The organism is Pseudomonas sp. S35, assembly GCF_009866765.1.
Lineage (GTDB): Bacteria > Pseudomonadota > Gammaproteobacteria > Pseudomonadales > Pseudomonadaceae > Aquipseudomonas.
The window spans coordinates 926,079-944,856 of the sequence record NZ_CP019431.1 but is presented as its reverse complement, the minus strand read 5'-3'; the positions used below and the strand labels follow the sequence as shown (position 1 = coordinate 944,856).

General features: G+C 55.3%; 21 protein-coding genes. 20 read left to right on the top strand and 1 reads right to left on the bottom strand.

The window, feature by feature from the left end; all coding sequences use genetic code 11:
- Nucleotides 1–8 precede the first annotated feature (8 nt).
- From PspS35_RS04135 to PspS35_RS04120, 4 genes are read left to right on the top strand one after another with little or no spacing between them, the layout of a single operon-like run.
- On the top strand, nucleotides 9–251 hold the full coding sequence (locus PspS35_RS04135) for a hypothetical protein (protein ID WP_033899017.1): 243 nt from the start codon (nucleotides 9–11) through the stop codon (nucleotides 249–251).
- Nucleotides 252–263: 12 nt separating this feature from the next.
- Nucleotides 264–2,492, top strand: coding sequence for a type IV conjugative transfer system coupling protein TraD (traD, locus tag PspS35_RS04130; protein WP_159932900.1), 2,229 nt, complete (start codon nucleotides 264–266; stop codon nucleotides 2,490–2,492).
- Nucleotides 2,493–2,510: 18 nt separating this feature from the next.
- Nucleotides 2,511–3,266, top strand: a complete 756-nt coding sequence (locus PspS35_RS04125) for a TIGR03747 family integrating conjugative element membrane protein (protein ID WP_159932899.1) — start codon at nucleotides 2,511–2,513, stop codon at nucleotides 3,264–3,266.
- Between the two features lie 9 nt (nucleotides 3,267–3,275).
- Nucleotides 3,276–4,742: a UvrD-helicase domain-containing protein gene (locus PspS35_RS04120; protein ID WP_159932898.1), complete on the top strand. Its 1,467-nt coding sequence runs from the start codon at nucleotides 3,276–3,278 to the stop codon at nucleotides 4,740–4,742.
- Between the two features lie 74 nt (nucleotides 4,743–4,816).
- Here PspS35_RS04120 and PspS35_RS04115 read toward each other — a convergent pair whose 3' ends face one another.
- On the bottom strand, nucleotides 4,817–5,251 hold the full coding sequence (locus tag PspS35_RS04115; RefSeq protein ID WP_159932897.1) for a hypothetical protein: 435 nt from the start codon (nucleotides 5,249–5,251) through the stop codon (nucleotides 4,817–4,819).
- Between the two features lie 164 nt (nucleotides 5,252–5,415).
- Between PspS35_RS04115 and PspS35_RS04110 the strand changes: the two genes are divergently transcribed.
- From PspS35_RS04110 to PspS35_RS04035, 16 genes are all read left to right on the top strand, one after another.
- The gene (locus tag PspS35_RS04110) at nucleotides 5,416–5,727 is read left to right on the top strand and encodes a hypothetical protein (protein ID WP_159932896.1); all 312 of its coding nucleotides are present in this window, start codon (nucleotides 5,416–5,418) and stop codon (nucleotides 5,725–5,727) included.
- A 170-nt stretch (nucleotides 5,728–5,897) separates the two neighbouring features.
- A complete protein-coding gene (locus PspS35_RS04105; protein WP_235865564.1) occupies nucleotides 5,898–6,194 on the top strand; it encodes an RAQPRD family integrative conjugative element protein in 297 nt (98 codons plus the stop codon).
- A complete protein-coding gene (locus PspS35_RS04100) occupies nucleotides 6,191–6,430 on the top strand; it encodes a TIGR03758 family integrating conjugative element protein (protein ID WP_074843714.1) in 240 nt (79 codons plus the stop codon). The genes PspS35_RS04105 and PspS35_RS04100 overlap by 4 nt, the downstream gene beginning before the upstream one ends.
- A gap of 18 nt (nucleotides 6,431–6,448) precedes the next feature.
- Complete coding sequence (locus PspS35_RS04095) at nucleotides 6,449–6,787, top strand: TIGR03745 family integrating conjugative element membrane protein (protein ID WP_074843712.1); 339 nt, start codon at nucleotides 6,449–6,451, stop codon at nucleotides 6,785–6,787.
- A 12-nt stretch (nucleotides 6,788–6,799) separates the two neighbouring features.
- Entirely contained in the window at nucleotides 6,800–7,180 is a 381-nt protein-coding gene (locus PspS35_RS04090) for a TIGR03750 family conjugal transfer protein (RefSeq protein ID WP_159932894.1), read from the top strand.
- Entirely contained in the window at nucleotides 7,177–7,830 is a 654-nt protein-coding gene (locus PspS35_RS04085) for a PFL_4703 family integrating conjugative element protein (RefSeq protein ID WP_159932893.1), read from the top strand. The genes PspS35_RS04090 and PspS35_RS04085 overlap by 4 nt, the downstream gene beginning before the upstream one ends.
- A complete protein-coding gene (locus PspS35_RS04080) occupies nucleotides 7,830–8,723 on the top strand; it encodes a TIGR03749 family integrating conjugative element protein (RefSeq protein WP_159932892.1) in 894 nt (297 codons plus the stop codon). Before PspS35_RS04085 ends, PspS35_RS04080 begins: the two co-directional genes overlap by 1 nt.
- Complete coding sequence (locus PspS35_RS04075) at nucleotides 8,713–10,203, top strand: TIGR03752 family integrating conjugative element protein (RefSeq protein ID WP_159932891.1); 1,491 nt, start codon at nucleotides 8,713–8,715, stop codon at nucleotides 10,201–10,203. The genes PspS35_RS04080 and PspS35_RS04075 overlap by 11 nt, the downstream gene beginning before the upstream one ends.
- The gene (locus PspS35_RS04070; RefSeq protein WP_159932890.1) at nucleotides 10,181–10,618 is read left to right on the top strand and encodes a TIGR03751 family conjugal transfer lipoprotein; all 438 of its coding nucleotides are present in this window, start codon (nucleotides 10,181–10,183) and stop codon (nucleotides 10,616–10,618) included. The genes PspS35_RS04075 and PspS35_RS04070 overlap by 23 nt, the downstream gene beginning before the upstream one ends.
- Nucleotides 10,618–13,581 (top strand): conjugative transfer ATPase, encoded by a 2,964-nt coding sequence (locus PspS35_RS04065; RefSeq protein ID WP_159932889.1) that lies wholly within the window; start codon nucleotides 10,618–10,620, stop codon nucleotides 13,579–13,581. Before PspS35_RS04070 ends, PspS35_RS04065 begins: the two co-directional genes overlap by 1 nt.
- The gene (locus tag PspS35_RS04060) at nucleotides 13,578–13,874 is read left to right on the top strand and encodes a hypothetical protein (RefSeq protein ID WP_159932888.1); all 297 of its coding nucleotides are present in this window, start codon (nucleotides 13,578–13,580) and stop codon (nucleotides 13,872–13,874) included. Before PspS35_RS04065 ends, PspS35_RS04060 begins: the two co-directional genes overlap by 4 nt.
- Nucleotides 13,871–14,506: a DsbA family protein gene (locus tag PspS35_RS04055; RefSeq protein WP_159932887.1), complete on the top strand. Its 636-nt coding sequence runs from the start codon at nucleotides 13,871–13,873 to the stop codon at nucleotides 14,504–14,506. Before PspS35_RS04060 ends, PspS35_RS04055 begins: the two co-directional genes overlap by 4 nt.
- Nucleotides 14,507–14,821: 315 nt before the next feature.
- Nucleotides 14,822–15,742 (top strand): Abi family protein, encoded by a 921-nt coding sequence (locus tag PspS35_RS04050; protein WP_159932886.1) that lies wholly within the window; start codon nucleotides 14,822–14,824, stop codon nucleotides 15,740–15,742.
- 285 nt (nucleotides 15,743–16,027) lie between these two features.
- On the top strand, nucleotides 16,028–16,456 hold the full coding sequence (locus PspS35_RS04045) for a TIGR03757 family integrating conjugative element protein (RefSeq protein ID WP_159932885.1): 429 nt from the start codon (nucleotides 16,028–16,030) through the stop codon (nucleotides 16,454–16,456).
- Nucleotides 16,453–17,394 carry a TIGR03756 family integrating conjugative element protein gene (locus PspS35_RS04040; protein WP_159932884.1) on the top strand — a complete coding sequence of 314 codons (942 nt, stop codon included), beginning with the start codon at nucleotides 16,453–16,455 and terminating at the stop codon, nucleotides 17,392–17,394. Before PspS35_RS04045 ends, PspS35_RS04040 begins: the two co-directional genes overlap by 4 nt.
- A 22-nt stretch (nucleotides 17,395–17,416) precedes the next feature.
- On the top strand, nucleotides 17,417–18,778 hold the full coding sequence (locus PspS35_RS04035) for an integrating conjugative element protein (protein WP_159932883.1): 1,362 nt from the start codon (nucleotides 17,417–17,419) through the stop codon (nucleotides 18,776–18,778).

Sequence of the window (18,778 nt, the reverse complement as noted above, 5' to 3'; positions counted from 1 at the left end):
AGACAGGGATGCCACCGCCTCAGTCACTCACCGTGGTGATCAGACAACCGGAAGATCCGCGAACTTGCCAGCTGATTTTGGAGCAAGTGACCTACGTGGTTTGGCTTTATGGCGGCCGCGTGACGTCCACAGAACAGGGTGACGCCATCGCTATGCGCGAGAAGCTAGCCGACCGAATACCGGAACATGAGCTAGCACTGGTGAAACAGGAGCTGGACGAGCAGTTCCCCTTAAAACTCAATAAGCTTTAAAGGCACGCAACCATGGCCAGCCCCTTCACTATCGAGTCATTGCTTCGTCCTGCCGTCGAGCTTTACACGGTCTGGGTTTGTGCTGCTGCAGCGCTGCTTTGTATTTTCGCGCCCTGGGCATTTGCACTGACGCCTTTATTTGGAGTGGTTGCCGCTACTGGCTTTTTAGGTCTTGGGTTTGTTCGCCTGAAGCAGGCCCTGATGGTATTGCGCTACCGACGCAATATCCGGCGCCTCCCCCACTACACCATGACCAGCAAAGAAATTCCGGTCAGCAACGAGCGGCTTTTTATTGGCAAAGGCTTTCGCTGGACTCAAAAACATACCCAGCGCTTGATGGACACTTACCTCCCCAAATATGCCGAGTACGTCGAGCCAACCTCGACCTACAACTGGGCAAGGCGGCTTGAGGAACGATTGGAATTCGACCCCTTCCCACTCAAGCTTCTGGCCAAGGCCACCTCTTGGGATGTCGCGCTTAATCCAGCACGTCCGCTGCCACCCGTAGGTGGCCTACCGCGCTTACACGGCATAGAACCGAACGAGGCTGACGTCAGCTTGCCATTGGGTGAGCGGGTTGGGCACTCCCTGGTACTGGGGACTACAAGGGTGGGCAAGACCCGTCTGGCCGAACTGTTTATCACTCAAGACATCAGGCGCACCCGCAGACGGCCCCGGCGGCGTGTTCAGATGGGTCGCCGTGTTCAGCCTGTTCATCGGAGCCAGCGCAGCGTAGATAAAATTGATGAGATGAACCTTGATCGCGAGGTGGTGATTGTCTTCGACCCAAAAGGTGATGCCGACCTCCTGAAACGCATGTACATAGAGTGCAAGCGTGCCGGCCGACTGGATGAGTTTTACGTATTCCATTTAGGCTGGCCCGACCACTCCGCTCGTTACAACGCCGTTGGCCGATTTGGTCGAATCTCAGAGGTGGCGACCCGGATTGCCGGTCAACTATCAGGAGAAGGCAACTCGGCCGCGTTCCGCGAGTTCGCCTGGCGTTTCGTCAACATCATCGCACGCGCCTTGGTCGCCCTCGGACGCAGGCCAGACTATGAGCAGATCCTCAAGCATGTGACCAACATCGATGCGCTCTTCATCGAGTACGCACAGAAGTACTTTGCCGAGCATGATCCCAAGGCCTGGCAAACCATCGTCGAAGTCGAAGGCAAGATCGATCGTAAAAACCTCAGTTTTGCTATGAAGGATCGACCGCTGCGCGTGGTGGCCCTGGACATGTACCTCACTCAGCAACGCATCTCCGATCCTGTGATGGAGGGCCTGCGATCAGCGGTACGTTATGACAAAACCTATTTCGACAAGATTGTGGCCAGCCTGCTGCCACTGCTGGAAAAACTGACCACGGGGCGCATTGCAGAGCTGCTGTCTCCAGACTACATGGACCTTGAGGACCCACGACCAATCTTTGACTGGATGCAGGTCATCCGCAAACGGGCAGTGGTCTATGTCGGTCTGGATGCCTTGTCCGATACAGAGGTGGCTGCGGCAGTGGGCAACTCCATGTTCAGCGATCTGGTGTCAGTCGCGGGCCACATCTACAAATTCGGCATCGATGATGGTTTGCCCGGGGCAAGCGGTGGGAAGGTGGCGATTAACGTGCACGCTGACGAGTTCAACGAACTGATGGGCGATGAGTTCATTCCAATGATCAACAAAGGCGGCGGCGCCGGCATGCAGGTTACTGCCTACACCCAGACCATGAGCGACATCGAGGCCAAAATCGGTAACCGCGCAAAAGCGGGCCAAGTCATCGGTAACTTCAACAACCTGTTCATGTTGCGTGTTCGTGAAACCGCCACCGCCGAGCTGTTGACCAACCAGTTGCCCAAGGTCCAGGTGTTCACCAGTACACCGGCCAGCAGTGCCAATGATGCGATCAATGGCAAGACCGCTTTCACATCCAACACCCACGACCAGATCCAAAGCGTCAGCGTGCCGATGATCGAACCGGCGCACGTCGTTGCGCTGCCCAAGGGGCAATGCTTTGCCCTGATCGAGGGCGGAAACCTGTGGAAGATTCGTATGCCGTTGCCGGCAAACGATCCCGATGAAGTCATGCCCAAGGATCTTCAGGCATTGGTTGAAGGTATGCGCAAAGGATCCGGAACGAGCAGCGATTGGTGGCAAGCGCCGGGTTATGAAGCATTAGGCGAATCGCTTCCAGATGATCTGGTCAATGATTTCCGCAAGTTGGCCACCGACGAGAAAGGCGCATAAGCCTGAAGGAGCAAGGCCATGGCCGATATCGCGGAAAAAGCCCAGCAACAGCAGGAAGGTCAAAAAACTTTCCTGGGCATGCTGTTCTCGGCTCCCTTTCACTTCCTGGGGGTGATGTTCGGCTCCCTGCTGGGCGCCGTCATCGTTGAATGGCTATGCATGTACTTGTTCTGGCCTGATGCTGGCTGGAAACATGCCCAGCAGATGTTTCAGCATGAATTGAGCTGGCTATCCCAAGACTTGCTACAGAGCGTTGTGATCAAAGAACCTGGACGCACAGCCACCTGGCTGGCAGAAACCGTGTATGACTGGCTGATGGTGAAAACCGGCCTGCAGGACAACATCAATGCGCTGACCCAGTACGCCCGATCCATATCGCAACAACAAGCAGGCACCTTCAATCTCCGCTACGAGCTCGGCCGAGTCATGATCAAGTTCCAGGACTACGGCTTGGCTGCGCTGTATTCCGTGCTGACCTTCTGTGTACGGATGGTCATCCTGACACTGACACTCCCACTCTTTGCACTGGCCGCGTTCACCGGACTCATCGACGGCCTGGTGCGGCGGGATCTACGCAAATTCGGCTCCGGCCGTGAGTCCAGCTACCTGTATCACAAAGCCCGAGGGACGATCATTCCCCTGACCATAGTGCCCTGGACGGTCTACCTGGCCATTCCCATCAGCGTCAGCCCTCTTTTGATTCTATTGCCATGCGCAGTGTTATTGGGCGTGTCCGTCTACATCACTGTATCCAGCTTCAAAAAATACCTTTAGGAGCCGTCCATGCAATGGACTCAAGAACAGCAGCCCATTATCCATTCAACAGCTGACAAGCTGCTGGTCCAGGCCTTCGCCGGCACAGGCAAAACCACAACACTGGTTGGTTACGCCACCCATCACACCTCGGTGAAAATGCTGTACCTCTGCTACAACAAATCCGTCGAGCTCGCGGCCAAGGGCCGCTTCCCTCGCAATGTGGTTTGCAAGACAGCGCATGGGCTTGCCTACGCGGTCTACGGCAGTCAGTACGCCGCTAAACAGACCAACAATATGCGGCTCACTGATATTGCCAGGGCCATCAATACTCAGGACTGGGAGCTCGTGCGGGACGTCCTCAGTACGCTGAACAACTTCATGGCCAGCGCCGACGACGAGCTATGCCGTGGGCATTTCCCCAGGTTCCAGGAACAACGAATGCTCACCAGCGCACAGGAGCGGTTTCTGAACAATGCTCTGAGCGTGGCAAGGATCATCTGGAAACGGATGATCGATCTGCAAGACACCGGCATTTCGATTACACACGACGGCTACCTGAAGCTGTATCAACTGAGTAAGCCCGACCTGAGCGAAAGGTTTCACGCCATCCTTCTGGATGAGGGACAAGACGTGAACCCGGTTATTGCCGACTTGGTAAAAACACAACGGATCCGCAAGGTGACAGTCGGCGATCCCCATCAGCAGATCTATCGCTTCCGCGGTGCCGAGGATGCGCTCAATAGCGATTGGATGGCCGGTGCAGAACGTCATTACTTGACCCAGAGTTTTCGTTTCGGCCCTGCGGTCGCTCACGTGGCCAACATCATCCTCTTCTACAAGGGGGAGACACGAAAGCTGCAGGGGTTAGGCTCCAACACCCTGGTTAAAAGGACGTTGCCTGAAGATCTACCGCATCGCACGTTTATCCATCGCACCGTTACTGGCGTTATCGAGAACGCTTTGCTCTTGGTCGCGATCAACTCCAAGATCTTCTGGGTTGGTGGTATCGACAGCTACTCGCTGCGCGACCTGGAAGACCTGTACATGTTCAGCCACAACCGCAATCAAGAAGTCCAGAACCGCAAGCTTTTGCGGGATTACCGAGACTTTGCACAGTACGTAGAAATTGCCGAGGTCAGCCAAGACACCGAGATGCTGCGCTCGATCAAAATCATCGCAGCCTATCCAGATCTGCCTCAGCGGATACATACACTGCGAGTTCGTTCTGTGGCCAATGAATTGGATGCCACAATCACGCTGACTACGGGGCATAAAGCAAAAGGGCTGGAATGGGACTTTGTCAGTCTGTATGACGACTTTAGCGCTGATCCGCTGTCGCCCGATATTGATCAGGGACGTCGAGATGACGAATTGAACTTGCTCTACGTAGCTGTGACACGAGCCATGAAGATTTTGGCGCTGAACTCGATGGTGTTGTCCATAATGCAGCGCTATGTTGATGCGAGGTCATCTCTAACAGGGCAATCACACTAGAACAAATACGCCCAGCACACAGCATTACAAAACTTTTGTAGATCGGACCGCTGATGCGAGCTTCGCAAGTGCGATTACTGATCAAACCGGAGATCTTCAGGCGAAATGAAGAAAAAACTCTCTTCAACACCACATTCCTTGATGGCCTGTTCGAGTGAGACGTAGTCCCAAGCAGGATTCGCCCCACTAGCAAAACTCACCAGGGCGTAAGTGTCATCGGAGGATCTGCCCGTTCCTTTAGGGTAATGCTCCACCCACCGGCTGCAAGCCACGATTTGCGAGAAGCTCAGTTCACGATTTACAAGACCGGCCTTTTTAAACTCTCTCACTGCCTTAGCGAAAATTTCCTCAACAACGCTCGTAACGGGCGTGCTTGTGTAGTTTTTGAGTTGAGAGCATAGAAAGATATACGTTCCATCCGGGTTCACCCGCCCCCTTAAGAAGCACGTGCCTGTCTCTCCAAATCCGGGAAACTGAAAACGTCGAAAGTCTCTTTGAAATACAGCCATAAAAGCCTCGAAATGAGGTCAACGCCAATCCGATGCTACAACAATGAAAATAGATCGTCAGCTAGCAGGAAACTAAAAACCATCAGCTAGCTGCCGACTATTTCCAATTGAAGTCACGCTCTCGTTGTTGAAAAGCTGACACCTCCGTCATTGAGGAGGTCACCATGATTCGTCAGACATTTGAGTATCACACCGAGTTTTCCCCGCTTGAGTACATCGTTCAAACCAAAAAACTCTTGATGTTCAAGTCCGAAGAGCCCACCGCTGAGCCCGACACTCAGGGTTTCCTGCAAAATCAAGACCGCAAGCAACGTCTCGCTCAGTTAGGCCGCGAAGGCTGGGACCTGGTCAGCGTCCAACCCGTGGTCAGAGGCGAAATCAAGGTTGGCAATCACAACGCCCAAAGCTGGGCCTACGGCTTCGCATTGCCCACCGGTTACTTACTGTTCTTCAAGCGACAGATCCAAAGCGTATAGCCGGCAGATGGCAATCTGAAGAAATCAATCAGGACCTGAATATGTTTTTCTTGCGGCGTGGGCTGGGATGAAAACGGCAAGCTGACGGCATCAGGAATTACCAGAGCCCAGCCGTGATCCAGTATCCACGCCTCACTGCACTCACTTGCCGACTTGCCTTTACAGGCCTCATTGCGCTTTTTGGATGGGGTTTGCCTATCCCCTATGCAGCGGCTGCCTCGGCCTCCGAACAGGCCAACCTGGAAGTGATGATCCGCCAGTTAAATGCCTTGGAGGACACCGCACGTCGTAGCGCTCAGGTGGCCGACGAGCCAGGCAAGCGTTACTTCTTCGATTACCAGCGCCTGGCCGGCGATATCGCTCAAATTCGCCACGGTCTTGAGGGTTACCTGACCCCTAGCCGAGCTCAGCCTCGTGATCCTGTGGAGCTTTCCGGCCAATACACGGCTGAAGGACACAAGCCATGAGCATGAGTGGTGCTCAGGCGTCCGCCTTTCAGGCTGCGGGAGGATTCCCTGCCTCGTCGAGCTACCTATTTTTCGTCGGCGTGGCCGTGGCCATCGTTTTCCTGTGGGGGGCCTGGGCCGTCTGGAGCTGCTACCGAGGGTGGGCCACCGGCAATCTTGACCGGACGATTGCTTCGACGTCGGTTGTTCGCATCCTGCTCCTTTGCATGATCCTCACCACGTTTGTTCTCAGTTAACTCTATCGGAGATTCACCATGCCTTTGCTCTCAAAAAAACGCAGCTTGCTGATCAGCATTCTTGCGCTCCCTCAACTGACCATGGCTGCGCTACCCCAGTCTCAGCCCCCCACACGCGGCGAAGGCTCCAATCTGATGCAAACCATGCAGAACTATGCCTTTGACGGTTTTTCTCTGCTTGGCCTCGTCATCTGCGCCGTTGTTTTCAGTGGAGTTGCATGGCACGCCTTCGGCGTCTACCACGAGATCCAACTCGGCAAAAAGAAATGGATGGACTTAGGCGCTACCGCCGCTGTCGGTGTGGCCATCTTGGGCGTCGCCATCTTTCTGGTCACTAAGGCAACAAACATTCTTTAAAGAGCCTTGGCCATGACAGAACTCTCTGACGACGGAACGCTTATGTTTCTACCGGTGCGGCTGAACAATCAGCCAGTCATCATGGGCGGTCTCACCGCCGATGAGATGTGGGCCACCTTAGCGCTCAGTGCCGGCGCCGGGCTGGTTGTTGGTGTTCTAGCAGCGATCCTGACCCATATCTGGGCGCTTATTATTGCCGCTGCCATGCTCCTCGCGGTCCTCGGACTGACTCTTGCGAGCCGCTTTTTAAGGCGTTGGAAACGTGGTCGACCTGATACCTGGCTATACCGGCAAATGCAACTGAACGTCGCACGATATCTTCCGACCTGGAACAAGGCCCACCTGATCACACGTACGGGTGCGTGGACCTGCCGTAGAACGGAGGCTCAATGACGTACCGTAAAAAAGTAGATGCACAGCTCGCACATATCAACAGCCTGCGCCTGGTCATTGGCCTGCTGATTGCCCTGGGTCTGTACATGGCGTATGGCTGGCAGAGCGCACCGCGTGATCTGACAATTCATGTACCGCCAGACCTGCGCTCAGGTAGCACACGACAGTGGTGGGATATTCCCCCCGAGTCGGTATATGCCTTCGGGCTGTACATTTTTCAGCAGATGAATCGCTGGCCCGTTGACGGTGAAACCGACTACGAGGACAACATCACCCGTCTGGGGGGCTACCTGACGCCCAGTTGCAAAGCCTATTTGCAGAAAGATTTCGAGCTACGTCGCAACAGCGGTGAGTTACGCAAACGCGAGCGAGGTGTCTTTGAGATTCCAGGCAGGGGCATTGACGATAAGTCAGAACAACATATTGAGCAGCACAGCATCAACGACTGGACCGTCAACCTGGATATCACAGCTGACGAGCACTACGGCGGGGAACGCGTGAAGCGGGCACTGGCTCGTTATCCCCTGCACATCATTCGTTCCGATGTTGACCCCGAAAAGAACTCCTTTGGCTTGGCTTGGGACTGCTACAGCGGTAACCCTCAGCGCATCGAAGTCTCCGCTGAACCTGTCCGGTCAGGAGGTAAATGATGATGCGCCGGCTGCTGATTATCGGACTGCTCATGCTGAACTTCTGCGGGATGGCCAAAGCCGTTGAGATTTTACGCTGGGACCGAATTCCACTGGCACTGCCCTTGATCGTCGGCCAGGAACGCATTGTTTTTGTCGACCAAAATGTTCGAGTGGGTCTGCCCCGGAATTTGGTCGATAAGCTGCGCGTACAGAGCACTGGTGGCGCACTGTACCTGCTGGCCAAAGAACCCATACCTCCGACTCGCCTGCAGCTCCAAAATATGAGCAGTGGCGAAATCATGCTGGTGGACATCATTGCAACAGAAGGCAAACCAAATCAGGCCGCCCCCGAGCCTGCAAAAATTGTTGCCGGTGAAGGTCCCTCGCCTCGTTACGGGCAGGCCAGCTCTAAGCCGTTGACCAGTCGAGCTCCGGCCCCAACATCGCAGCCCACCGTTCAAGACGAGGATCCGCCGACGCCGCGCCGTGAGACGCCTCTCCCTGTGGTCATTACACGCTATGCCGCACAGATGCTCTATGCCCCTCTGCGCACCGTTGAGCCTGTGGACGGTATCGCCCAGGTCAATCTTAAGCGGGGCCTGAACCTCACCACTTTGCTGCCAACGTTGCCGGTCGATGCCTCTGCTTTAGGAGCATGGCGGTTAGACGACTACTGGGTGACGGCCGTGAAGCTGCGCAACACGAGCACCCAGCACCTTGCACTGGATCCTCGGGATCTGATGGGGGACTTCATCACGGCGACGTTTCAGCACCCTTACCTCGGCACCAAGGGTGATGCAAGTGACACCACAACGGTATATCTGGTGACACGTGGCCATGGTTTGGCCGAATCGTTGCTGCCCGCAGCCGTCAGCCAAGTCGACCCAAAGGGAGGTCGCCGTGAAGAGTAATCCCCTGGTTAAATTCCTGGTCATCCCTTTCGCCATCCTGACTTTGTTCGTGGTGGTCAAACTATTCAGTAAGGGTAGTTCTGAGAAACAGGCTCAGGCTCCAGAAACGCTCGTGCTCAGTACGGGTGAAGCTAAAAAACTTGGCGTTGACGGCGATACGCCCGGCGACACCCTGCGCACCATTGTTGTGGAAAGCAGACAACTCAAAGACCAGGTCTCCAATGCGCTCAAGAACAATGATGAGTTGAAGCAACAAAACCTTGAGCTGCAAAGACGTTTGCAGTCGATCAATGACAACGTCGACAGCAAGCTTCAGAACGTCCAGCAAACAATGAAACAGGAGTCACAACAACAAAGCCAGACCATCCTGGATACGCTGCAGCAGCAGTACAACACCCTGAGCAGCAAATCAGCTAGCAGCAATCCCTCTGGATCGGATTTGCCGATCGGATTCGGCGTACAGCCAGGTGATGGGCAAGACTTCAAAGGAGCGCCTGGACCGGATGTTGTATGGATCGAGCCGCAGGACGCGACCCCTGTCGATATCAATGGGAAGCCCATTGCGGCCGGTTCCAATCAAACCGCCTCGGGATTCAACTTCCCAACTTCCTTCGGCGAGTCAGTAGACCGTGGGCAAAATGCTCTACGTACGGGCGCCCAGAATGTTGCGAATGAGATCTCGCCGCAGGAGGCCCGCAAACAGGTTCGCAAGGTCTATACCCTGCCACAGAACTCCACACTGATGGGTTCTGTCGCGATGTCCGCGCTGATTGGCCGAGTGCCCATCGACGGCACCGTCAACGACCCCTACCCGTTCAAGGTATTAATCGGCCCAGACAATCTCACGGCTAACGGTATCGACCTGCCCGACGTCGCCGGCGCGGTGGCCAGTGGTACGGCCTCCGGAGATTGGACTTTGTCCTGCGTGCGCGGGCAGATCAAAAGCCTGACCTTTGTCTTCAATGACGGCACTGTTCGCACGCTGCCACAGCCGCAAGAAGAAGCAAATGGCAGTCAAAACAGCAATAACCAGAACAATGGAAACCAGTCCACCATTCAGGGTGGCCTGGGCTGGATCAGCGACTCCTATGGCATTCCCTGCATCAGCGGTGATCGTAAAAGTAACGCCTCACAATATATCGGTTCCCAGGTACTCATAACTGCGGCCGGCGCCGGTGCGGCCTCCCTGATCAAATCGGATGGCAACAGCAGCTCGTTTATAAATCCGCAGTCCGGAACCATCGGTTCTGTCGGTGGTTCAGGCAGTGAGGCCATGGGCAAAATCATTGGTCAGGGCGTCAATGATGTCTCCAGTTGGGTAAACAAACTCTACGGGCAAGCCTTCGCTGCGGTGTATGTGCAGCCAGGCGCCAAGATCGCCGTGCACCTGGACCAACAGCTGACCATCGACTACGAACTCAATGGCCGCAAGGTCGACTATCGCTCAGGAGCCCGTCATGCCTCGACTGCGCTTGACTAACCATGCCTTGAAAATTGGCACCTACTTGGTGATCACACTGCTCGGGGCTGGCTGCTCCACCAGCAAAGACGAACTGCTCCCCCACGGCGACAACAATATGATGGACGTGTGGAATCAGGGATCCAGTGGTTCAAGCAGCACGAGTAGCCGCCAACTGCTCGATGCCCGCCAAGACCTGCGTAGACCCTTGCAAACAAATCAGGCGGAAGTGGACGAAAATGCAAAGTTTACGCGCACTGCTCAAAACGAGATCAACAGCCAGTTTAAGCGCCTGCCCAATCCGGATCTGGTGATGTATGTGTTTCCGCACCTGGCTGGCTCTGATCCAGCTCCGATCCCAGGCTACACCACGGTATTTCCGCTGTATCAGCGCATTCAGTACGCCATGCCAGGTGAACGCACGGAGGCATATTGATGGGCCTTTTTGAGCGACTCAAAGCGCGGCGGACATCCGACCGCGTTGAACCTGACGTCTCAGCCAATGGGACCGAGTCTATAGACGCACAGCCATCAGCGACCGAGACTTTTGAGGGCGCGACCGAGCGTTATTACGAGCGCCTTGCCGCGATGGGCATTCCATCACCGAGCGATTGGCGTAACCCCAAAAAAAAACCAGCCACAACTGCTGACGTCGACCGTTTGTATGACGTCAACCCGTCGTTCGTGGACCTGCTGCCCTGGGTAGACTACCTGCCGGGGGAAAAAGCGATGCTGCTGGAAGACGGCGTCTCTCGCGCTGCTTTTTTCGAGCTGATTCCAATTGGCACTGAAGGTCGAGATCCCGAATGGTTGCGCAAAGCCCGGGATGCTCTGGAAAACGCGCTGCAGGATTCGTTTGACGAGCTGGAAACCTCCCCGTGGGTCATTCAGTTGTACGCCCAGGACGAAACCAGCTGGGATGACTACCTGCAGCAATTGCACGACTACATTCAGCCTCGCGCACAGGGAAGCGCCTTCACCGAGCTTTATTTGCAGTTGATGAAGCAGCACCTGGAAGCTATTTCCAAGCCTGGCGGGCTGTTTGAAGACACCAAGGTCAGCCAATTGCCTTGGAGGGGCCAGCAACGGCGCGTCCGTGTGGTGGTGTACCGACGCACACAGGGGGCGCAGGCGGACGTTCGCGGTCAAGCCCCTGGCCCTTACCTGAAAATCATCTGCGATCGCTTGGTGGGGGGCTTGGCGAACGCTGGCATAAAAACCCATCGCATGGATGGCAACGCCATCCGCCACTGGTTAATTCATTGGTTCAACCCACGCCCCGATCATCTTGGCCCGACCGATGCTGATATTCGACGATTCTATGAACTGGTATGCAAACAGGTCCCGGTCGCGGAGGAAGGTGATTTACCGCTGGCCAGCGGTACTGACTTTTCACAGAACCTTTGTTATCGCGAACCGCTGTCGGACACCGAGAAAGGCCTGTGGTACTTCGACGGTCTCCCCCACCGTGTGGTGATGCTCGATCGTCTGCGCGAAGCTCCAAAGACTGGACATCTAACCGGCGAGACGCGCAAGGGCGGCGATGCACTTAACGCGCTGTTCGACAAAATGCCAGAGGACACCATTCTCTGTATCACCCTCGTCATCACACCGCAGGACATCCTCGAAGGGCACCTGGAACAGCTCTCTCGCAAGGCCGTTGGCGACACCCAAGCGTCGATCTTGACCCGCGAGGATGTCGCCACAGCCCGCCAGTTGCTCGGCCGTAAGCACAAGCTGTACCGAGGTAGCGTAGCGTTTTACTTGCGCGGGAAAGACGACGCGCAATTACAGGAACGCAGTTTGCAACTCAGCAGTGCATTACTGGGTGCTGGAATGGAACCCGTGGAACCCCAGGATGAAGTTGCACCGCTCAATTCATACCTCAGATGGCTGCCTGGCAACTTCGACCCCAACGCACGCAAGGCACTGGAGTGGTATGCGCAACTGATGTTCGCTCAACATATTGCGAATCTGGCCCCCGTCTGGGGGAGGTCGACCGGAACCGGGCATCCGGGGATCACCCTGTTTAACCGGGGGGGAGCGCCCATCACCTTCGATCCGCTGAACAAGCTGGACCGCCAGATGAATGCGCACCTATTCATCTTTGGGCCCACAGGATCAGGAAAGTCCGCCACCGCGACGAACATCCTCACCCAAGTCATTGCCATCTATCGACCGCGCCTGTTCATCGTAGAGGCCGGTAATAGCTTTGGCTTGCTCGGTGAATTCGCCAAGAAGCTGGGACTGACAGTTAACCGAGTTCGTCTGGCCCCTGGATCTGGAGTCAGCCTGGCGCCGTTCGCTGATGCCGTGAAACTCATCGAGCCGGACCAAAACGTGAAGGTTCTTCAGGCTGATGATCTTGAAGCTTCCGATCTACATCTGGCCAGCCAGACCGAGGATGAACAACGGGATATTTTGGGCGAGATGGAAATCACGGCCAGGCTCATGATCACGGGCGGCGAAGACAAAGAAGATGCACGTCTAACACGGGCCGATCGAAGTGCTATCCGCCAATGCATTCTCAACGCCGCGAAAAAGTGTGTAGCCGAACAACGAATCGTTCTTCCCGAAGATATTCGTGAAGCCCTGCGAGAAACGGGACTAGAACCGGGTATCCCGGCCGCTCGAAGCGCACGCTTCTTGGAGATGGCGGAAGCCCTATCCATGTTCTGCATGGGCACCGAGGGCGATATGTTCAACCGCCCTGGTACTCCCTGGCCAGAAGCGGACATCACCATTGTTGACCTGGCCACTTATGCGCGAGAAGGCTACAGCGCCCAGATGGCCATCTCCTATATTTCCCTGCTCAACACAGTGAATAACATCGCAGAACGAGACCAATTCAAAGGTCGCCCCCTGGTCTTCTTCACCGATGAAGGCCATATCCAGTTGAAGGTGCCACTGCTATCCCCCTACTCCGTCAAGATCACGAAAATGTGGCGAAAACTCGGGGCCTGGTTCTGGATGGCTACCCAAAACGTCGACGACGTTCCACCGGAAGCCTCGGCTCTGTTGAACATGATCGAATGGTGGATGTGCTTGAACATGCCCCCGGACGAGGTGGAGAAAATCGCACGTTTTCGTGAACTGACCCCGGCGCAGAAGTCGATGATGCTGTCAGCGCGCAAAGAAAGCGGCAAATTCACCGAAGGCGTGGTGCTGTCCAAAAGCATGGAGATGTTGTTCCGGGCGGTGCCCCCCAGTTTGTACCTCGCCCTGGCCATGACAGAGCCAGAGGAGAAAAAACAACGCTTCGACATCATGCAAGCCAAGGGCTGCAACGAACTAGATGCCGCCATTGAAGTCGCTGCAACGTTAGACCGTCATCGCGGTATAGAACCGCACATTATCACTTTCCCCGAGCAAGTTACGGCCTTGGAGCGCCAAGCATGAGAGCATTAAATTCCCTGACCCAGAACCTGATTGAAAGTCTGATTCACCTGCTTGAACAGCCCGGAGAGGACGCCCTTCACACCCTGGAAGTATGCGCGCCCGTATTGATAGAGCAATTGCAGCAGGTAGTAGTACGAGCTGTGGATCGTCGCGACGTCGAGTCCCAGCTTCAAACGGTCTTGGCCAACTGGCTCAGGCAGCATCCACAACCCGAGGGTGCTGAAACCGAGCTACTTGAAGCCCTGCGTAAACAAGCGCTTCTCACATCGAAGTTAGTTGAGGCTGGGGCATGACTCGCCCTCGTTTGAGAAGGGTAATTCTGGGGTGTCTGTTGTCAGGCCTCACGTTGGCCTGCATTGCCTTCATTCGAGATGAGATGAAAACACCAAATTACGCAGGTCCCTGGGTGTATGGTTCACCCGATGCTCGTTGGACTGTGACAGAGTTTGCGGATCTGGAGTGCCCCTACTGCAAGACGTATACACCGGCACTGAAGAGTTGGATTCAGCAGCAGAAAGATATAAACCTGCAGTGGCACCACCTGCCTCTGGATTTACACGGCCCGGTTGCAGTACACGAAGCTATGCTAGCTGAATGCGCAGGGAGATTGGGCGGCACTAAGGCATTCTGGCAAGCCATCGACCAGACCTTTGAACGCACCCGCAGCAACGGCCAGGGTTTCAATGGTCATCTCGACGTCGATGGAGTTGATCAGCAAGACCTAGTTGCCTGTACCGCAAGCGACAAACAGATCGCTTCGCGAATTAGCCAACAAGTCGGAGAAGCCCTCAAAGCAGGTGTCTCAGCAACACCAACTTTGCTGGTCAGAGACAATATGACAGGCAGGTCCATAAAGCTTGAAGGGCCTGCTGATGGCGTGCTATTGCTATCGGCTATCGACTTTTTGGCTCAGAAAAATGAGTAGCTAACTCCATTTTCTAAAGGTTAATAGATGGGAATTCCCCTTTCGCGCGGCCATAATTTATTGTTCAGAGTAGTTTATTTGCGGCAGATCTATGTACCGTCCGATCTGTAAGTCATCAGGTACTGGAAGGCCGCTTGGGCTGATGCACGTAGGGAGTTGATCAAATTTGATCAACCGAGATAGCCGTGATACCATTCATTCCAAGAATAGCCCCCACGCCTCGGGCAGGTCCAGGACCTGTACTGCGCACCAGGGGGTTAGTTTTTTCTAGCTTCAAAATCCCCTTCCCGTAAATGCCCAGCAGGACGCCATGGCATGCCGCATGCCCTGATCAGTTTCCATAAACCTGCCAAATCACCTAATGCCCTTCTGCGTCACATGCAGCTCAAAGGCTTAGACACACGAAAACAGACAGCTAAAGCCCTCCAAGCCCTGGAGTTCATAGGATATCACCGGCTGCTCATTTATATGCGACCGCTGCAAAATCCCCAGAAGCGTTTCTTTGCCAACGTCCAGTTCGACGACATCCTGCAATTGTACGACTTCGACCGGCGCCTACGTTTGGTTTTTCTGGATGCGATTGATCGCATTGAGGTCGCATTTCGCTCTGCCATCATCAATACCTTGGCTTTAGACAAGGCATGTGGCCCACACTTCTATCTAGATGCAATTCACTTCAATGATGGTCAGGCCCACCGCAATCTCCTGAAACAGGTTCTAGGCCTGCGTGACAGTGGTAATGCGTCACTTAAGCATTACTACGACACATACAATACACCAGCTCTACCGCCGGTATGGACCGTGCTCGAAGCAATGACAATTGGCCAGCTATCCCGTCTGTTCAGCGATCTGCACCTGGATCACCGCAAGATGATTGCAGCCAAATTCAGCTACGACGAATCCGTATTGTCGACATGGCTACAGAGCTTAACGTTACTGCGAAACGTCTGCGCCCATCATGGCCGACTATGGAACGCGTCAATCACGGCAGGCGCTCCAAAGTATGCGAAGGCCATCGCTAATGAGTTTCCTCCCCACCATGATCGAGGTCGGGTTTTTGCCAGAGCGGTGGTTGTTCAGGCTTTGCTAGCGAAGATCGATCCGACCTCCGATTGGAAATCTCGATTCAAGCACTTGATAGCAAGCCTGCCCATGACCGCACTGGCCAAGGCTGGCCGGACCACGGCTGATCTTGGCCTTGTTGCTGGCTGGGAAAACCATCAATTCTGGTCCTAGTCTGCTCCGCTAAACAGCTGGAGGCACATCGGCAAAGCGCTCTTACATGCTTTGTTTAAACCTTATGGCGTCAGTTCGAATTGGGGGCACCAGGAGCAGCAACTTTAATACCCCTCGTCGGGATCCGCCTTCTGGACGATGCCCCCTCCGTGATGGAAACAGGACGGCTACTTTTGCCTGAATTCAGCACTACCAAATACCTCTCCCCCCCTAACTCCTATTTCTTGATGCACCCAAGACCACCATCCGGTTTTCTGTACCTGAACTCATCTCAGGTACGGTGCAATGCTCCAGATCCTTACCCACCTTAGCGAACCTCGGCACTGGCTGCTCCCGCTGCTACTGCTCTTGCCCACTGCTTCCCACGCAGAGACGTGGGTCATTACCAATCAGGCGCATCCGGTATCAGCGCCCTCCGGCACTCGCATCATTCTTCTGGATGATCAGCAACGTCTTGAGGAGCAACTGTCCCAGGTACTACCTGCAGATCCGCGTCAGGCTGAAGCAACGGTCCAACGTTACCTAGCCAGCCCTGCCGGCAAACGTCTCCAAAGCGACCTGGCTCAGGCGCAGCAGGGGGTCACAGACGCTTGGAGCCTGGGAATCGTAAAGCTCCCGGCCGTAGTCGTTGACCGTCGCTACGTTGTGTACGGCGAGCCGGATGTCGCTAAAGCCGTCACGCTGATTGATCGAGCACGGAGCCTGTCTAGATGAGGCGATTAGGTTTTCAGATCAAGTCATTGTCGCTGGCCATCACTTTCAGTATGTCCTTTAGCGCATCAGCTGCGATCACCTCTGCATCCATCATTGCGTCAACGCTGTCGCCGACGTGCCTGGAATACAAGGTTGTTGGTATCTGCTACTGGCTGCTCTGCACGCCTTTCGGCTGCAAAGTCAAAACCTCGACCAAGGTTCGTCACTATGTGCCAGACGCAGTGGTGTCTGCATACTCAAATACAGGGGCTAATCCGTGGATAGAGATGTCACCCCTTGGCACACCCAACGCGATGGCTCAGGCAGGCAACGACGGCACCACCAACCACGTCGCTGAAAACAACATCATTAAGTTCAAGGAGGCCGACGTTATTGGCCATCCAGGTGGGGCGACGTTAAGCCAATTCGCCAGCGCCTCGGGCTACGTTTGCAAGGGTGCAACATTGCCGCTTGTGCCCTACTTCCTAAGCACGCTTGACCCCATTGCCTGGCGGTACGGTGTACCCGAGTCCGTATATCCAGAGGCACTCATTCCAGGGATGCGTGAAGTCGGCAGTCTGCTCACCGCAAACAGCTGGGGAAATGTTTATCCACGCAGCGGTTTTCTCAACCAGACCGATGATTACAAGACCGGCGCAGTGATTGCGCAGCGTGCCGGCGACGTGGTCACCCGCCCAGGCCAGGTACATGTCTACTTGCCGATGCTCGCCCTTCCCTACCCCGGCTACTGGCCTGCAGGGCCGCTACGCGAAGGTGACGCCTCCACTGGCAAGTGGCAAGAGCTTGCCCCAGTCCTCAACCCGACTTGCGCAACCTTTCCGACCATCACCCCCAACATCGATGCACAGGACGGTGGTTACGCCTGGGCGCTCTGGCGCCCGTATTCGTGCTGCCAGCGTCGTGGCCAGACCTTCCTCGGCAGTACGGACTTCCAATGAATTTCAGTGATCGGAGCGCAACATGAAAATCACCTCCTTAACAATTGGGCTCATGTGCTGCCTGAGCAGTGCGCTAGCGTTTTCTGCTGATCCAATCAACGTCTCATCCTCCGGTAGCGTCATTGGTGATGACGTGCTGTACAACATCGGCGGGGGTAACGCCGTGACCATGGGTAGCGCCGGCAACATGGACAGCATCTCCGTTGGCGGCGGTTGGAACAACAATCTGGTCTGCGGAAATATGAGTATGAGCAACACCCTTCAGAACCAGTTGAATGGGGCCACTTCGGGATTCCAAAACATCATGAGTTCAGTGGTACAGAACGCCACCAGCGCCGTAGCTTCGCTGCCGGCGTTAATTCTCCAACGCGCAAACCCGGCGCTGTACAACCTCATCACCAACGGCATCTTGCAGGCCCGACTGGATTTTGATCGATCCAAAGGCACTTGCCGCGCCATTGGCGAAAAGATGGCCGATATCGCCGGCAATCAAATGGGTTGGGGCAAGCTTGCTGAGGGTCAGGCCATGAGCCAGGCGCTGACATCCAACACGGACGCAGTATCTGCTGTGGAGCAAGTCGAAAAGAAAGGTGGCAACGATGGCGTCACTTGGGTTGGGGGGGATCGAGCTGGAGGTTCCGGTCAGAAACCTATTCGAATTGTGGGGGACGTCACCAAAGCGGGCTACAACCTGCTGAACAAACGTGCCGCCGGCGATACATCCTCAATCAGCAAGGACAACTGCAACAATGGCATGGTGTGCAATGTCTGGTCATCACCACAAGAGGCCACGACCTTCGCCACTCGTGTGCTGGGGGAACAGCAACAGCAGACCTGTGACAGTTGCCCTAAAACGGTTACAGCCGCAGGCGTAGGTCTCACGCCGCTGATCCAGGAAACTTACGACACCAAGCTGAAGGCTCTGCAGGAGCTGCTGAGCGGAAGCAAAACCTTGTCGGTCGACAACCTGGAAGCGGCAAGCAGTAACTCCCTGCCCATTACCCGAGGGGTGGTGGCGGCCCTCAAGGACGAGCGTGATCAGGACGTGCTTGCTCGCAGGCTTGCCTCCGAAGTCGCGCTTTCTGATGTCTTGGAGAAAGCCTTGACCCTGCAGCGCACGCTGATGGCGGGCAGTCGCGAGCCGAACGTCGCAGCTAATGATCTCGCAGTCCAGGCAGTCGGTCAGCAGAGCTCCTCGCTGCAGCAGGAAATAGGCAATCTAAAGATGGAGCTTGATATGCGTCAGCAGCTCGCTAAGAACTCGCCTCTCACCATCATCGAGCGCGGTAAAGCGCGGGCCGAAGACTCGCGTGGCGTGTCTCAGGGAGCCTCTGAAACAAATCGATTAGACCAGTTGCAGTCACCCGCGAAGAACAATCAGTGA

Excerpts from the sequence above, each read along its gene's own strand:
- PspS35_RS04080 (WP_159932892.1), top strand. The coding sequence starts at position 7,830 with ATGATGCGCCGGCTGCTGATTATCGGACTGCTCATGCTGAACTTCTGC.
- PspS35_RS04070 (WP_159932890.1), top strand. The coding sequence starts at position 10,181 with ATGCCTCGACTGCGCTTGACTAACCATGCCTTGAAAATTGGCACCTAC.
- PspS35_RS04040 (WP_159932884.1), top strand. The coding sequence starts at position 16,453 with ATGAGGCGATTAGGTTTTCAGATCAAGTCATTGTCGCTGGCCATCACT.
- PspS35_RS04060 (WP_159932888.1), top strand. The coding sequence starts at position 13,578 with ATGAGAGCATTAAATTCCCTGACCCAGAACCTGATTGAAAGTCTGATT.
- PspS35_RS04110 (WP_159932896.1), top strand. The coding sequence starts at position 5,416 with ATGATTCGTCAGACATTTGAGTATCACACCGAGTTTTCCCCGCTTGAG.
- PspS35_RS04100 (WP_074843714.1), top strand. The coding sequence starts at position 6,191 with ATGAGCATGAGTGGTGCTCAGGCGTCCGCCTTTCAGGCTGCGGGAGGA.
- PspS35_RS04090 (WP_159932894.1), top strand. The coding sequence starts at position 6,800 with ATGACAGAACTCTCTGACGACGGAACGCTTATGTTTCTACCGGTGCGG.
- PspS35_RS04125 (WP_159932899.1), top strand. The coding sequence starts at position 2,511 with ATGGCCGATATCGCGGAAAAAGCCCAGCAACAGCAGGAAGGTCAAAAA.
- PspS35_RS04045 (WP_159932885.1), top strand. The coding sequence starts at position 16,028 with ATGCTCCAGATCCTTACCCACCTTAGCGAACCTCGGCACTGGCTGCTC.
- PspS35_RS04085 (WP_159932893.1), top strand. The coding sequence starts at position 7,177 with ATGACGTACCGTAAAAAAGTAGATGCACAGCTCGCACATATCAACAGC.
- PspS35_RS04095 (WP_074843712.1), top strand. The coding sequence starts at position 6,449 with ATGCCTTTGCTCTCAAAAAAACGCAGCTTGCTGATCAGCATTCTTGCG.
- PspS35_RS04065 (WP_159932889.1), top strand. The coding sequence starts at position 10,618 with ATGGGCCTTTTTGAGCGACTCAAAGCGCGGCGGACATCCGACCGCGTT.
- PspS35_RS04055 (WP_159932887.1), top strand. The coding sequence starts at position 13,871 with ATGACTCGCCCTCGTTTGAGAAGGGTAATTCTGGGGTGTCTGTTGTCA.
- traD (WP_159932900.1), top strand. The coding sequence starts at position 264 with ATGGCCAGCCCCTTCACTATCGAGTCATTGCTTCGTCCTGCCGTCGAG.
- PspS35_RS04035 (WP_159932883.1), top strand. The coding sequence starts at position 17,417 with ATGAAAATCACCTCCTTAACAATTGGGCTCATGTGCTGCCTGAGCAGT.
- PspS35_RS04115 (WP_159932897.1), bottom strand. The coding sequence starts at position 5,251 with ATGGCTGTATTTCAAAGAGACTTTCGACGTTTTCAGTTTCCCGGATTT.
- PspS35_RS04050 (WP_159932886.1), top strand. The coding sequence starts at position 14,822 with ATGCCGCATGCCCTGATCAGTTTCCATAAACCTGCCAAATCACCTAAT.
- PspS35_RS04135 (WP_033899017.1), top strand. The coding sequence starts at position 9 with ATGCCACCGCCTCAGTCACTCACCGTGGTGATCAGACAACCGGAAGAT.
- PspS35_RS04120 (WP_159932898.1), top strand. The coding sequence starts at position 3,276 with ATGCAATGGACTCAAGAACAGCAGCCCATTATCCATTCAACAGCTGAC.